This window comes from Chitinophaga sancti (assembly GCF_034424315.1).
In the GTDB taxonomy this organism is placed as follows: Bacteria; Bacteroidota; Bacteroidia; order Chitinophagales; family Chitinophagaceae; genus Chitinophaga; species Chitinophaga sancti.
Genome location: NZ_CP139972.1, coordinates 6,741,233 through 6,756,467, shown reverse-complemented (window position 1 = coordinate 6,756,467; position 15,235 = coordinate 6,741,233). Strand labels below are relative to the sequence as shown.

10 protein-coding genes are annotated in these 15,235 nt (G+C 47.0%); 6 read left to right on the top strand and 4 right to left on the bottom strand.

What is annotated here, in order from left to right; translation table 11 throughout:
- Positions 1 to 64 precede the first annotated feature (64 nt).
- Entirely contained in the window at positions 65 to 1,561 is a 1,497-nt protein-coding gene (locus tag U0033_RS26730) for a hypothetical protein (RefSeq protein WP_072360202.1), read from the top strand.
- On the opposite strand, the gene U0033_RS26725 is transcribed toward U0033_RS26730, so the two are convergent.
- The 4 genes from U0033_RS26725 to U0033_RS26710 all read right to left on the bottom strand — a co-directional run bounded on the left by U0033_RS26725 (position 1,558) and on the right by U0033_RS26710 (position 7,835).
- The gene (locus U0033_RS26725) at positions 1,558 to 3,777 is read right to left on the bottom strand and encodes a family 78 glycoside hydrolase catalytic domain (protein WP_072360204.1); all 2,220 of its coding nucleotides are present in this window, start codon (positions 3,775 to 3,777) and stop codon (positions 1,558 to 1,560) included. The two genes, U0033_RS26730 and U0033_RS26725, sit on opposite strands and share 4 nt — an antisense overlap.
- 64 nt (positions 3,778 to 3,841) lie before the next feature.
- Positions 3,842 to 5,443: an MFS transporter gene (locus U0033_RS26720; protein ID WP_072360206.1), complete on the bottom strand. Its 1,602-nt coding sequence runs from the start codon at positions 5,441 to 5,443 to the stop codon at positions 3,842 to 3,844.
- Positions 5,440 to 6,492 carry an HlyD family secretion protein gene (locus U0033_RS26715; protein WP_072360209.1) on the bottom strand — a complete coding sequence of 351 codons (1,053 nt, stop codon included), beginning with the start codon at positions 6,490 to 6,492 and terminating at the stop codon, positions 5,440 to 5,442. The genes U0033_RS26720 and U0033_RS26715 overlap by 4 nt, the downstream gene beginning before the upstream one ends.
- 5 nt (positions 6,493 to 6,497) lie before the next feature.
- The gene (locus U0033_RS26710) at positions 6,498 to 7,835 is read right to left on the bottom strand and encodes a TolC family protein (RefSeq protein ID WP_072360299.1); all 1,338 of its coding nucleotides are present in this window, start codon (positions 7,833 to 7,835) and stop codon (positions 6,498 to 6,500) included.
- A gap of 84 nt (positions 7,836 to 7,919) precedes the next feature.
- On the opposite strand from U0033_RS26710, the gene U0033_RS26705 reads away from it, so the two are divergent.
- The 5 genes from U0033_RS26705 to U0033_RS26685 all read left to right on the top strand — a co-directional run bounded on the left by U0033_RS26705 (position 7,920) and on the right by U0033_RS26685 (position 15,166).
- Positions 7,920 to 8,720: an AraC family transcriptional regulator gene (locus U0033_RS26705; RefSeq protein WP_072360211.1), complete on the top strand. Its 801-nt coding sequence runs from the start codon at positions 7,920 to 7,922 to the stop codon at positions 8,718 to 8,720.
- A 95-nt stretch (positions 8,721 to 8,815) separates the two neighbouring features.
- Entirely contained in the window at positions 8,816 to 9,400 is a 585-nt protein-coding gene (locus U0033_RS26700) for a TetR/AcrR family transcriptional regulator (RefSeq protein WP_072360213.1), read from the top strand.
- A 53-nt stretch (positions 9,401 to 9,453) separates the two neighbouring features.
- Positions 9,454 to 10,605 (top strand): efflux RND transporter periplasmic adaptor subunit, encoded by a 1,152-nt coding sequence (locus U0033_RS26695; RefSeq protein ID WP_072360215.1) that lies wholly within the window; start codon positions 9,454 to 9,456, stop codon positions 10,603 to 10,605.
- A 21-nt stretch (positions 10,606 to 10,626) separates the two neighbouring features.
- On the top strand, positions 10,627 to 13,782 hold the full coding sequence (locus U0033_RS26690; protein WP_072360217.1) for an efflux RND transporter permease subunit: 3,156 nt from the start codon (positions 10,627 to 10,629) through the stop codon (positions 13,780 to 13,782).
- Positions 13,769 to 15,166: an efflux transporter outer membrane subunit gene (locus U0033_RS26685; protein WP_072360219.1), complete on the top strand. Its 1,398-nt coding sequence runs from the start codon at positions 13,769 to 13,771 to the stop codon at positions 15,164 to 15,166. The genes U0033_RS26690 and U0033_RS26685 overlap by 14 nt, the downstream gene beginning before the upstream one ends.
- Positions 15,167 to 15,235: the final 69 nt, after the last annotated feature.

Sequence of the window (15,235 nt, the reverse complement as noted above, 5' to 3'; positions counted from 1 at the left end):
ATTAACCGCTCAGTATTTTAGTTTTCCTCAATATGTTCCATACCTGATAAACTATTCTAACAACATGATCACTATTGCGAAAAACTTTGACGCTTACGGCGCTTCCTCTTCTTTCCTGCAGTACGTATTTAAAAACAGTACCAACAGGAAATTCATCCTCCTTGCATTTATTGCCGGACTGGTACAATTGACTATTTTCAAAATACTCTATCCCTTTCCGGATTTCATTTCTGATTCCTATAGCTATATAGATACAAACCTGTATCACATGAATGTGAATCTATGGCCGATAGGATATTCTAAATTCATTGCTTTTATTCACCTGTTCACCTCTTCGCATGTAGGCCTGGTGTATATACAGTACCTGATCCTGTTGGTAACATTCCTCTACTTCTTTTTCTCAGTACTGTATCTATATGGACTGCCGCGTCGCTTTGCGCTGATCCTGTATGTCTTTTTATTCTTCAATCCCATGTTTCTCGTGCTGGCAAATTGTGTACTGAGCGATGCGATCTTTTGTTCCATCAGCCTCATTCTCTTTACACAATACCTGTGGATGTATTATAAACCTACGCTGGCGAATCTCATCTTCCAGGCACTCCTGATCGGGGCTGCATTTGTGATCAGGTATACAGCGATCTACTACCCCATTGTGAGCATCTGTGCTATCTTACTGGCCACTTATAAATGGCCGGTCAAACTGATTGGAATGGTATTGCCATGGTTACTGATATTTCCCTTCATCTGGTATACACAACAGGAAACAAAGAAGCTGACAGGTACAGCCGAATTTTCAGTATTTGGGGGCTGGCAGATTGCCAACAATGCCCTGTATATGTATGGGAATATTAACGTGGATAGTACCCAATTGCCTCCCGGCACAGTGGAACTGGACAGGGAGGCAAGGGCGTTCTGGAAGGCGACCCCGCCAACGGAGAATGACCTTGCGGAACTACCCGGCACCTTCTTCATCAAGGTACCTACGGCTATTTTAAAACCCTATTTAAGCACACATGGCTGGGCCAATCTGCGGGGGGCACCGGGAGGATTCCAGGCCTGGGGATCGGTTTCACCTGTTTACAATGCATATGGCAAATGGCTCATCGGGCATTACCCCCTTGCGTTTGCACGATACTACATGTGGTTAAATGTGAAGAACTACTTCATTCCTCACCTCGAGAAATTCGGATCTTATAATATCGGCATGCGGGAAGTATGGGATCCCGCAAAGATCTGGTTCAATATGAAAAGCAACGAGGTGACCCTGATCCCATCTATCGAATTCCAGGGGCATGTCTTCTTTATTTTCCCGCTACTCTTCATGGCGCTGAATATCTTCTTTACCGGTTGCGCGATCTTCTTCCTCACCAACAAAAAGCTACGGCAGGCGAACAAACCTTTGTTCATTGCCCTGCTGCTGGCAATCGCCTTCCTGCTGATCAATTTTGGATTCAGTGTATTTGCCACTCCGGTTGTATTACGATACCAGATCGTACCGATGATCGTGTTGCTGACCTTCATATTGCTCCTGACAGAGAAACAATTTGAAGCGGAAAACTAAAGATCATAGGTTCCTGCTGTCACCTCCATACTTTCCTTACCCGGTATCATGATCGTGGCCCGCGTGCCGGCAGGGATTTCCACATGCAGGGTGAATTTGCCCTGCTCCATTTTCCAGTTGGAAACGATCTTTCCATATGGACAGGTATAGCTTGCATTTACCCATTCAATACCACCACCCGGCCGGGGGTGGATCAGGATCTTTTCATAGCCCGGACTGGCCGCATCAATCCCTGCCACTACCCGGTACAGCCATTCGCCAACGGCTCCATAGGAATAGTGGTTGTAGGAGGTAGCCTGTACGGTGCTGTCAGGTCTGATAGCATCCCATTTTTCCCAGATAGTGGTGGCTCCCATTTTTACCGGGTACAACCAGGATGGGCAGGTTTCCTGGTTCAGCACCTTATACGCCAGATCGGTATGCCCGTTTTCACTCAGTGCATGCAGCAGGTATGGAGTGCCCAGGAAACCGGTAGCCAGGTGGTTATTATTCTTCGTAACGAGCGCTGCCAGCCGGCCGGCCGCATTCTTTTTCATACTATCGGGTAGCATGTCAAATTGCAATGCCAGCACATAGGCGGTTTGTGTGTTGGTAATAGCTACGCCTTCAGGGGAGATATAATTTTTCAGGAAAGCTGCTTTGATCGCCTGTAATGATTGCGTGTACTTTTCCACATCATTGGATCTGCCTAAGACTTTTGCTGCATTGATCAGTAATTGTGTGGAATTGGCCCAATAACACTGATCAATATAAGGCAGCGAGGTGGAGTCACCGGGAGCCAGCCAGTCGCCATAGCCATTCGCTGTCCAGAGCCCTTCTTTGCTCACATTACTGATGTAGTCGACCCAGGCCCTCATACTGGCATATTGCCTGCTTAAAACGGCTGTATCGCCATATACCCAATACAGGGTCCAGGGAATGATGGTAGCCGCATCTGCCCAGCCGGCAGTGCCGACCCGGAGATCCTGGCGATATTTCTTATACACATCCGGCACTATGCTGGGGATCGCCCCATTCGGTGCCTGCTCTGCCGCCAGGTCCAGCAACCATTTACCAAAGAATGCGCTGACATCAAACAGGTAGCTGGCAGTTCTGCAAAATACCTGTGCATCACCTGTCCAGCCCAGGCGTTCGCTGCGCTGTGGACAATCCGTAGGAATATCGAGGGAATTTCCTTTGAAACTCCAGGTAATATTGTGATATAACCGGTTCAGCAGATTGCTGGAACAGGAAAAAGTACCGGCAGGTGTAAGGTCTGAATAAAGTGCAATAGCAGTGAAATCTTTCGGGGTCACCTTGCAGCCCTCAACTTTTACATAACGGAAACCATGCCAGGTGAAATGTGGCTGGAATGTTTGCTTTTTACCATTGGATACATAAGTATCAGTGGCTGCGGCCTCTCTTAAATTACCTGTATAAAAATTGCCCGCCTTATCCAGCATTTCTGCATGCTGCAGGCGTATGGTATCTCCTGCCTTTCCTTTCAGGGTACAACGCACCCAGCCAGCCAGGTTCTGACCAAAATCAATGACCTGTTCCCCTTTAGGAGTTATCCACACTTTTACAGGATGGAATTGCTCCTTTTCTCTTACAGGCGGGGTAGTGCCTGCGACCAATATATCTTTAGGAAAATCCGCACTTGTGACCGGGCTATTCAGCAACAGCTGCATACGTGGATCATATAATTCACCTTCATACAAACCTGCATAGCGAATAGGGCCTGTATGACAAGACCAGCTGCTGTCTGATAAAACAGATACCGTTCTTCCATCTTCATAGGTAAGATCCAGCTGAAAGAGCATACCGGCATCATTGCCATAGATATCCCGTTCCATCATACCACCAAACCGCCCCCTGTACCAGCCTTCTCCTACTGTTACAGCTATTGAATTACCCCCCTTTTTCAGCAGCGGTTTCACATCATATTGCTGGTATTGCAATCGTTTGTCATAGCGGGTGTACCCGGGTGTGAAGTAAGCATCCCCTACTTTCTTTGCATTGATATTTGCCTCATAAAGGCCATGTGCAGTGATGTATAAAGTAGCCGTGTGCAATCCTTTTCTTACATCAACGTTTTTGGTGTATACCGGGCAGGGCCGGAGTAATGTATCTTCTTTGAATCCGGGTACAATCCATTTCGCTGATTGGAAAACGGATTGACCCGATACAGTTCCTGCCCTCAGTAAGAACAGGCAGAATAATAGTTTGTTGATCATATTGGGGATAATCGTCCATACCCGGGGTCGGGTACTCTATGAAAACCCGAATTTAACGAAAATGTTAATATCCCGCCGGTGCCGGTTGATTTCTCCTCAGATCAATGACCGTTTTATTCAGATAAGGTACCCAGGCGATCAATAAGATGACGCCAATGATCAGTATACTGACCAGGTAATAGTAATCCATCGAAAACCGGATCTGCGCCTGGATATCAGCAGAACGGTACAATAAACCAGTCGCTGCTTTTGCCGCCCTGTCTGCAGGCAATCCCTTCGCGATTAATCCTGCCTTATACACACCCAGTTTGGAATTTACCAGTGGATCCAGCATTGTCAATCTATCAAGGAAACGGTCGTAATGCCTGCTTTTATCGTACAACTGAAAATAGTTGATCAATGCGATGCTGCTGCAAAAACCAGCAAAGCGGAATAATACACCGGTGGCTGACGCGGTACTGCCCAGGTGCGCCGGCACGGCTGATATACAGAAGATAATGATCGGAGACATCAGCATACCTGCCCCCATACCCTGTATGATCAACGGCGTGATAAACGTTTGTGCATCTGCCATGGTAGCAAACAGGAAGTTCATCCACAGGTGAAAAACCAGCAATAAACTAAATCCTATCAACCAGATCCAGCGCATTTTCACATTTGTTATAACCATCCGTGAACTGATCAGCACCCCCAATAATATCCCGGCAATATTCGCCATCAGGATATACGCCAGGTGTCTCGGGTCCATACCTAATACATTCGTAAAATAGTTATTGGTAATATTCAAAGCACCCCTGCATATGTACAGTACAAAGATCAATATCATCCCTAATACATAGTTCGAGTTCTTAAATACTTCCAGGCTGAGGTAAGGCCGTTTCAGGTATTTCTGCCTGATCACATGCAACAATCCCAGTACAACTACAGCAACCGACGACCACAAAATTCTGGGATCACTAAACCAGTAATACTGTTGTCCATACAATAACACATATCCCAGCAGGCTTAATCCCGTAGTATATATCACAAAACTCGCCCAATCCAGCTGATAAAGCGGGAAACGCTTATTTAAACGAACCGGGTTCATCATCACAAACAATAACAGGGTACCGGGGATATAAGTAAAGATCATCCATTTGTACAGTACATTGTAATCAAAAGCATCCAGCAAAGGTGCTGTGACCAGTGTGCTGACCGCTGTAATACACAACAGGCTCATATAAAAAAGTGAATACCCGATCTCTCTTTGCCGGTTACTCCGCAACCTGCTAAAGATGAGCGTAATACATACTGATGATGAAATACAGTTTGCCATGCCCTGAATAAAACGCAGGCTCAGTAAGAGATACAGGTTATGCGTTTTGTAACAGCCATAAGATGTGATGATCTGTATCACTGCGCCTATCAGCAGGTACTCCTTCGTAGCAATGTATTGAAAGAAACGTCTTTCCAGTGCAAAGAACCCAGCCAGTGAAGCATAGAACAATACCATGGAATACTGTACATCCGAAGGCTCTATACCATAGTAACCGGCGGCACCGGGTCCACTGGATACGGAGATCCCGAACATCAGCAGGTTGGGTAGCAGGTTCAGAAAGATCACGAACCTGATAAACCATTCCGAAGCCGTAGCCCATGGTTTGAATATGGTTAGTTTTTTACTCATTGTGCTTTTGCAATCTTCACAGTCGCGTTCATACCTGCACGAAGTAATAAATCAGCAGCTGCCTTGTCAGTCAATTTGATGCGTACCGGTATACGTTGCACGATCTTCACGAAGTTACCTGTGGAGTTATCAGGAGGTAACAATGAAAAGCGGGAACCGGTAGCGGGAGATAAAGATTCTAACTGACCATTAAATATTTTCCCGGGGTAAGCATCAATTTCAATCTTTGCCTCCTGCCCTGCGTGCATATGGCGCACCTGTGTTTCCTTGAAGTTGGCCACGATCCATTTACCCGCAGCCTGGTTTACGATAAAAGCCAGTGTTTGCCCGGCTTGTACCAGCTGTCCTTCTTCGATGGTACGGCGGCCCATTTTACCATCATAGGGGGCCTTGATGACTGTATAGGATACGTCCAGTGTATTTCTGCCCAGCATCGCTTCCCTGCGTGCTATTTCGGCCATTAAGGCTTCTTTCTGGGCCTTGATATCACCTACTTTTGATGCAGCGGCAGCATAGTTGTTCAATGCTGCCTGGTAATCGGCTTTTGCCACATCCAGGGCTGTCTGTACATTTTCCAGCTGCTGTTTGGTAGCAGATTCCACATCATACAGTTTTTGATAACGGTCCATTTCCTGCTGTTGCTTCCACAATTTTGCCTTTGCAGCTGCAATCTGGGACTGCGTTACGGTAGCAGATTTCGCTGTAGTAGAGATGCTTGATTCCAGTACCCCGATCTGTGCTTTTGCATTCAACAGCGCAGCATTGGCTTCCTGTTGTTGTAATTTATATTCACTGTCGTCAATCAGGAGCAGGGTATCTCCCTTCTTCACATCCTGGTTTTCTTCGTAATTGATCTTAGTAACATATCCCACTACACGGTTCGTGATCGGGTTGATATATTCTTCTACCTGGGCATCATTCGTCTCTTCGAATTTATATAGGGTCAGGAGTGTAATGATGCCCCATATCGCCAATCCCACTAATATTAAACCGGCTACCCATCCGGTGATAGTGGTTATCACCTTATCGGTCTTTGCATAATTTGCCATAATAATTATAGATTACCTATTACTTTTTGTAATTGATAGTATTGTACGCGTGCTGCGATCTTAGCTGAAACGAGGTCGAAACGGGTCTGGAGCAATTGTGTATCTGCGTCCAGCAGGTCGGTTACGAGGGATAACTGATTAAAATAAGTGTTGTTTACAATCCTGGCGTTTTCTGTAGCTTGCCTGATGTTGGTCTCTGCCACATCTATTCTCGTTAGTGCTTCCTCATAGCGGAGGTAAGCTTCTTTTACCTGTTGTCTGATTACATCACCGGTTTCTTCGTGCGCGATTTCTTCTCTTTTTAATTCAAGGACAGCCGCCTTTTCTTTGTGCCTGTTATGATAGAAGGAGGAAATAGGAAAGCTTGCTTTTACACCATACATCCCTAATCCGTAGGCGGCATTTTCGTATTGGTAGAACTGTATCTGCGGGTAAGCGATATTGTATTCTGCAAACAGTCCTACCTTTGGCGAGACATTTGCTTTAATACTTTTTAGCGTCAGCTTTTTCAACTCAGATTCTCCTTCAGAAATTTTCAACTGGAAAGCGTGTGTGGCGGCTACATCCAGGTACTCTTCATACGACCCCGGTATTGCATTGCCATCAGTAAGCAGACTATCCGCATCTATGCGCTCATTATCATTATCACCAATCAGGATAGCAAGCCGCTGACGGGCAATTGCAATATCATTTTCAATCTGTACCATCCCCATCTGTTGCCGGGATAACCTTAATTGTGCTCTCAACACATCGCTCTTTAATACAACTCCATTCTTTTGTAGTTCCTGGATGTGGGCCAACTGCTTTTGCTGGTCTTCTATATCCTTTGCTATTAATTCTTTGAACCGGCAGCTGCGCACCAGATCCAGGTAACATACGGCTGCACTGAATTTTACCTCAGACAGCGTCAGATTCTGTTGTTCCTTCGTTATAGCATGTTCCGTTTGTCCTTTCTGAATTTCAAGGTTGGTTTTATTTCCATTATAAATATTGAAATAAGCATCCCCTCCTACCTTGTAATAATTATGTAATACAGGGTATAATGTTGGTGTATGAAAAAATCCATCTTCATACATAGGCATATTCGTTACCCTTGCATAAGCGCCATTCACATCGATCTCCGGCAAACGTTCTGCCTTTGCATTCTTCAGGGATTCTTCACTGGTTTGTACACGGATCTGCGCCATCCGAACCTTTTTGTTGTTCTGTGCTGCTTTATCCCATACCTGTTCAAGCGTTAAATGAATTGGGGCTGTAGTATCGGAAGGTTTTTGTGCTACTGCACACATCGAAATTATTAACACTGGCAGTAATGCACATACCCTTTTGGTATTCGATTGCATAATCATTATTCTGCATGCAAAGTTAGCATTATGGGAAACGAGCCATTTTATCTAAATTGCCAATTATTTATCCAAACGCGCCACATGTTTTCCCTTGATGATTATTTAGCGGATATCGATACGATTCCTGATTCGGTGTTCGTAATGACTGATAAAATAGAACGTAAATGGTCGATGCATGCTCACCAGAAAGGGCAGCTGACCTATGTGGAAGGCGGTATCGCCTATTGTAACCTGCCAGACAGATCCTTTGTTATACCCGCACGCCATTATATATGGATACCCAAACACCAGCAACATTATATCCAGGTTCGGCACTCCAGGTTCACAGCGACCCGGAACATTTATTTTTATAATACCGATGATCAGCAATCTCCATTTTATAACAGGATGGGCATTTACCCGGTAAATGACCTGTTACTGCAGATGATTAACTATACGTCGCGCTGGAAGGGGCATATCCGGCCCGGCGAGTCGGGATTCAGGTTCCTTGCCTCGCTAAAAGATATCCTGCCAGATGTGAGCACAACTACCCTCCCTGTGGCCCTGCCTACCACCACACACGAACGCCTCCTCCCCATCCTCCAATATATTGCCCGCCATTTCGACCAGGAAGTAACACTGGAATCTCTCAGTAATCAATTTGATATCAGCCCCCGTACCCTCTCCCGCTTATTCCATAATATTCTCGATATGTCTTTTGTCCAGTACCTGAAAATGCTGCGGGTAGTGAAAGGAATTGAAATGATTTTACAAACAAACCAAACCCTAAGCGAAATTGCCTACCAAACCGGGTATAGTAATATCGCCGCTTTCAGTAAAGTATTTTACCAGGTCACCAACAAAAGACCCAGTGCTTTTCAGCAGGAAGTGATGTCCGTATAAATTTCCGTTTACATCTCAGAAAATCGCCAATTTGGCGCGTTGTCCCCAAATCCTTTTTCCCCTCCCCTTACTTTTGTTTGACAATTTTGTTAAACATGGCGGCAAAGGATAAAAAAACAGAGCAGCATATCATTGATACTGCAATGCATGTCTTCTTCACAGAAGGTCGTCTGCACGCCACCACACAGGATATTGCCGATGCAGCTGGTGTAAACCGGACCCTGATCCATTACTATTTCAAGTCGAGGGATCAGCTGTTTGATGCAGTATTTGAAAAAGCCCGGCTGGAGTCCATCAGGGAATCCCAATCGGTGCTGGGTGCTGCACTGCCCTTCCGGGAAAAGATAGAACAGTTCGTAGATGTATTCCTGAAACGATTACAAACCTATCCCTACCTGGAGATCTCCATGACTACCTCTATGCACAACGGGCATTCCTTTAAGGATGATCCTGAAATGTTTATGCAACACTTTTTACGCGAGGTAGAACAGGAGATGGATAAGGGCACTATTCAGCGCTCCAACCCTATCCACTTTATCATGAATCTTTTCTCACTCGTGATATATCCATTTATTGTGAAACCCCTTAATCAGCATTTATTCGGACTGAATGAACAGGAATATGAAAAGATTGTCAAAGAGAGAAAAACAGTGATCCTGGATACGCTCTTTAACAAGTGATTTCCTATATGATCAGCCGGATTTTTTTGTCATGTACATAATATAAAACTTATATGCCGAAGATGTATTTACCGGTCGCCGGTGCAGCATTGCTACTGCTGTCCTGTGGCAACAACAAGAAGGGGGGCCAGGACCAGGCCAATGGAGCGAAAGACTATGCAGTTATATCGTTAGCACCTATAAAAGCAACGATCCACTATGACTATCCGGCCACTATCCAGGGGCAGCAGGTCATAGAGATCAGGCCTAAAATAGACGGGTATGTGAAAGAGATTTATGTAAATGAAGGTGCCAATGTGAAAAAAGGTCAATTGCTGTTTACTATCAACAATCCCGAGTACGAACAAAATGTAGTTACCGCCAGAGCTGCTATCAAGAGCGCTGTAGCAGATGTAAATGCTGCACAGATGGATGTAAATAAAGTACGCCCGCTGGTAGAGAAAGATATCGTAAGCAAATACCAGCTGGAATCTGCACAGTACACACTGGAAGCAAAACAGGCTGCCCTGGCCCAGGCACAGGCCACACTGGCCAATGCCCAAACCAATCTGGGCTACACCATCATCAAAGCGCCTGCTGACGGTGTGATCGGTACCATCCCCTACAAGATAGGTGCCCTGGTAAGCAGCACCAGCACTGAAGCCCTCACCACCCTCTCTAACATAGGTAACGTATACGCCTACTTTTCCCTGAACGAAAAACAATTGCTCGACTTCTCTGAAGAAATGCCCGGCAATACACTTGAAGAGAAAGTAAAGCACCTGCCTGAAGTGACAATGGTACTAGCTAACGGCAGCGAATATTCGCTGAAAGGTAAGATCGAAACAGCCAGTGGATTGATCGCTACTGCTACCGGTACCGCACAGTTCAAAGCCAGCTTCCCTAACCCGATGGGCCTTATTAAAAGCGGTGCCAGCGCAATTATCAGGATTCCCAGATCTGAAGATTCCGCACTGGTCATTCCACAGGGGGCCACTTACGAACTACAGGACAAACGCTTTGCTTACATCGTAACCAAAGATAATTATACCATCAGTCAGGCGATTAAGACTACCGCTAATGACAACGGGCAATTCTTCATTGTAAAGAGCGGGCTAAAAGCAGGTGATAAAGTAGTGTTGGAAGGTGCCAGCACCCTGCGCGACAGTACACTGATCAAGCCCCGTACAGTCAGTGCCGATAGCCTTTACCAGAAGATTGACTAGCCTATCATTAAAAAAGGAATTATGCTTAAGACATTTATAGAACGTCCTGTACTCAGTACGGTGATCTCGGTGATCATTGTCATACTGGGTATACTCGGACTCGTATCGCTGCCGATAGCGCAATACCCGGACATCGCTCCTCCTACGGTGCAGGTGTCTGCCAGCTATACCGGGGCCAATGCCGACGTGGTGCTGAAGAGTGTGATCGTGCCGCTGGAAGAACAGATCAATGGTGTGGAAGGGATGACCTACATGACCAGTACTGCCACCAACGAAGGCTCCGCTTCCATCAGTGTATATTTCAAGGTAGGCCGTGATCCGGACATGGCAGCCGTAGACGTACAGAACCGTGTATCTACTGCTTCCAGCCTGCTGCCTGCCGAAGTAACACAGGCAGGTGTGACCGTAAAAAAACAACAGAGCAGTAACCTGCTCATCACCGCTATCTATAGCGATAACCCGGCTTATGATCAGACCTTCCTGCAGAACTATGCAGAGATTAATCTGATCCCTGCACTCAAAAGAGTAAACGGGGTAGGTAATGCAAGTGCCTTTGGTACGATGAACTACTCCATGCGTATCTGGCTTAAACCTGATGTGATGTCAGTATATGGCCTGGTACCTGCTGATGTAACGAGCGCCCTTAGTGATCAGAACATCGAAGCGGCACCGGGTAAGTTTGGTGAACAGGGCAAGCAGAGTTTCCAGTACGTAATACGCTATAGTGGTAAGCTGAAAAGCATGGATGAATTTGGTAACATCATTATCAAATCTACCGGCAACGGTCAGTTCCTGCGCCTGAAAGACATTGCACGGATTGAACTCGGTGCGCAGAACTACAATAGCATGGCTACCGTGAACGGCTATCCGGCTACCAACGTATCTATTAACCAGACTGCGGGTTCCAATGCCAGCCAGGTGATCAACGATTGTAAGAAGATCATTGCTGAAGCAGAAAAGAACTTCCCGAAAGGACTGCATACCACCAACATGGTGGACATCAACAAATTCCTGGATGCCAGTATCGAAAAGGTGATTCATACCCTGATCGAAGCTTTCATCCTTGTGTTTATCGTAGTATTCATCTTCCTGCAGGACCTCAGGTCTACCCTCATCCCGGCTATTTCTGTACCGGTTGCGATCATTGGCACTTTCTTTTTCCTCAACCTCTTTGGTTTCAGTATCAACTTATTAACATTATTCGCATTGGTGCTTGCCATCGGGATTGTGGTGGATGATGCCATTGTCGTCGTCGAGGCGGTGCACGCCAAACTGGATGCGGGCTATAAATCCTCGCGCAAAGCCTCGATCGATGCCATGAGTGAGATCTCCGGGGCCATCGTTTCCATTACCCTGGTGATGGCGGCGGTATTCGTACCGGTAACATTCATCAGTGGTTCTACGGGTGTATTCTACAAGCAATTCGGTATCACCCTTGCGATAGCGATCATTCTCTCCGCAATCAATGCATTGACGCTGAGCCCAGCGCTGGCGGCACTCTTCCTGCGATCACATGCTGAGGGGCATAAGAAGAAGAATGTAATGGAGCGGTTTTATACATCCTTTAATGCCGCTTTCGATACAGTAACTTCCAAATATACCCGCTCGGTTAGCTTCCTGTCTAAAAAAAGCTGGCTGGTCTTACTGGGTGTAGTCCTCTTTGGCGGTGGGCTGTATTACCTGATGACATCCACTTCCAGCAGCTTTGTACCGGACGAAGACATGGGTACTATATTCGTAAACGTGAGTATGCCAGCTGCAACGTCTATGGAACGTACCACTGTGGTGGCGAATGAACTGGACAGCATCGCCCGTACGATTCCGGCGGTGAACAATTCACTGCGCATGGTGGGGCAGAACATCCTGGCGGGTAGCGGTAGCTCGTATGCCATGATCATCCTGGAACTGAAGCACTGGAAAGATCGTACCATGAGTAATACGGATGTAATCGGTGCGCTGATGCAAAAGTCATCGCATATCAGGGGTGCACAGATCCTGCCCATCTCTTTACCTACGATCACCGGTTTCGGCGTGGCAGGCGGGTTCTCCTTCCAGTTGCAGGATAAGGGTGGTCATACGACCGACGAGTTTTACAAGGTGGCACAGACCTTCCTGGGTGAACTGGGCAAGCGTCCTGAAATACAATATGCATCTACCACTTTCAACCCTCACTTCCCGCAGTACCTGATGGAAGTAAATGTGGCCAGGGTGAAAGAAGCGGGGCTGACGGTGGACAACATCATGAATGCCATGCAGGTGTACTATGGTGGGTATTATGCGTCCAACTTCAACCTGTTTGGTAAGCAATACCGTGTCATGATCCAGGCAGATACATCTTACAGGGCGAATATCGAAGGTTTGAATAAGATCTATGTAAAGACGGCGGCTTCCAATATGGCGCCGATTACGGAGTTCGTGACGCTGACCAGGGTATACGGGCCTGAGAGCATTGCGCGTTTCAACCTGTTCACGGCCATGTCAGTAAGTGGTGCGCCGAATAACGGATATAGCTCCGGTCAGGCATTGAAAGCGATCGCAGAAGTGGCGAAAGAAAAACTGCCTCCGGGCTATGGATATGAGTTCTCCGGTATCAGCCGCGAGGAACAGAGCAGTGGTACCCAGTCGGTATATGTGTTCATCCTCTGCCTGGTATTCGTATACTTCCTGTTGAGTGCACAGTATGAAAGTTACCTGCTGCCGTTTGCAGTATTGTTATCACTGCCGGTAGGATTGACAGGTACCTTCATCTTTGCCCGCATCTTTGGTATTGACAATAATATCTACCTGCAGATATCGCTGATCATGTTGATTGGTCTGCTGGCCAAGAACGCCATCCTGATCGTAGAGTATGCGGTGGAAAGACGACGACAGGGTATGAGCATCCGTGATGCGGCGGTGGAAGGTGCGAAAGCCCGTTTCCGGCCTATCCTGATGACATCCTTTGCCTTCATCTTTGGCCTGATGCCACTCATGTTCGCCACCGGTGCCGGTGCACATGGTAACCGGTCCATTGGTACGGCGGCTGTAGGCGGGATGCTCTTTGGCACCGTGATAGGCGTATTCATGATCCCTGTATTATTCATCATCTTCCAGCACCTGCAGGAGAAAGTAAGCGTTAAGCACCCGGAAGAAGAGGACGATACTGACACTAAAAGCGTAACACATGACATCCAATAATAAACAAGCACTGTTAGTGATACTCGCTGCCGCTACCTTCGTTGCTTCGTGTAAGGTGACAAAGCCTTACAGGCAAGCGGAGACTGCGGCAGACAGTAAACTGTACCGCGACAGTACATCTACCGATACTACCACCATGGCAGACCTGCCCTGGACACAGTTGTTCACCGATCCACACCTGCAGGCACTGATCAGGGAAGGCATAGCAAATAACCTGGACCTGAAGGTTGCCAGTGCCCGTATGAATGCGGCAGCGGCCAATCTCCGCCAGAGTAAACAGGCTTTTCTGCCTACAGTAGATGCCACGGCTTCTGTGACCCAGCAAAAGGTGGCCGCTTCACAGGGAGGTAGTTTTATTACCGCAAACCGTACCTACCAGTTGTACGCATCTGCCAGCTGGGAATTGGATGTATGGGGTAAACTGCGCAGCACCAAGCGTGCTTACATGGCGGCTTTCCTGCAAAGTGACGCCTATCGCAGGGCCGTACTGACCCAGCTGATTGCCAACATTGCATCTAATTATTACGCCCTGCTGGCCTATGATGAGCAACTGAAAATCACCCGTCAGACCGTGGAAAACCGCAAAACCGATGTGGAAACCATGAAGACACTGAAGGAAAGTGATGTGGTGACCGGTGCAGACGTGGTACAGAGTGAGGCCAACCGTTATGCTGCAGAGGTAACGATCCCGGATCTGCTGCAGAACATCCGGGAGACAGAAAACACCATCAGCGTGTACCTGGGCCGTTCTCCAGGGGCGGTTGAAAGAGGGGTTTTGTCAGAACAATCCGTGAACGCAGACCTGAAGACCGGCTTACCGGCACAGTTACTCGCGAACCGCCCGGATGTACAACAGGCTGAATACCAGCTTCGTTATTACTATGAGCTGACGAATGTAGCCAGGACCTATTTCTACCCCAGTTTGTCTATTACGGCTACGGGTGGTTTGAATGGTACGAGCCTGGATCACTACTTCGATGCTTCTCACTTCTTTGGTAGTATCGTCGGGAGCCTGACCGCACCTATTTTCCAGCAGGGGCAGAACAAGCAACGCCTACGGGTAGCGGAAGCAAACCAGCAGGAATACCTTGTTACCTACAAGAAAACCCTGCTCACCGCGGGCCAGGAGGTAACGAATGCCCTGTTTGACTACAATGCGGCCGTAGATAAGGCCGCCATCAGGGGTCAGCAGATAGCTTACCTGCAAAAGTCTGTGGACTATACGAAAGAATTACTGAAATACACTTCCAATACCAATTATACGGATGTACTTACATCCGAGCAAAGCTTGCTCTCGGCCCAGCTGAACAGTATCAGCGACAAATTGCAACAGCTACAGGCCGTTGTAACGCTGTACCGAAGCCTGGGAGGGGGATGGAAATAATCAAAGAAAGAGGTCTGCTATAGTGGACCTCTTTCTTTTTATACTATCTTGCGACATTAATTTTAATGT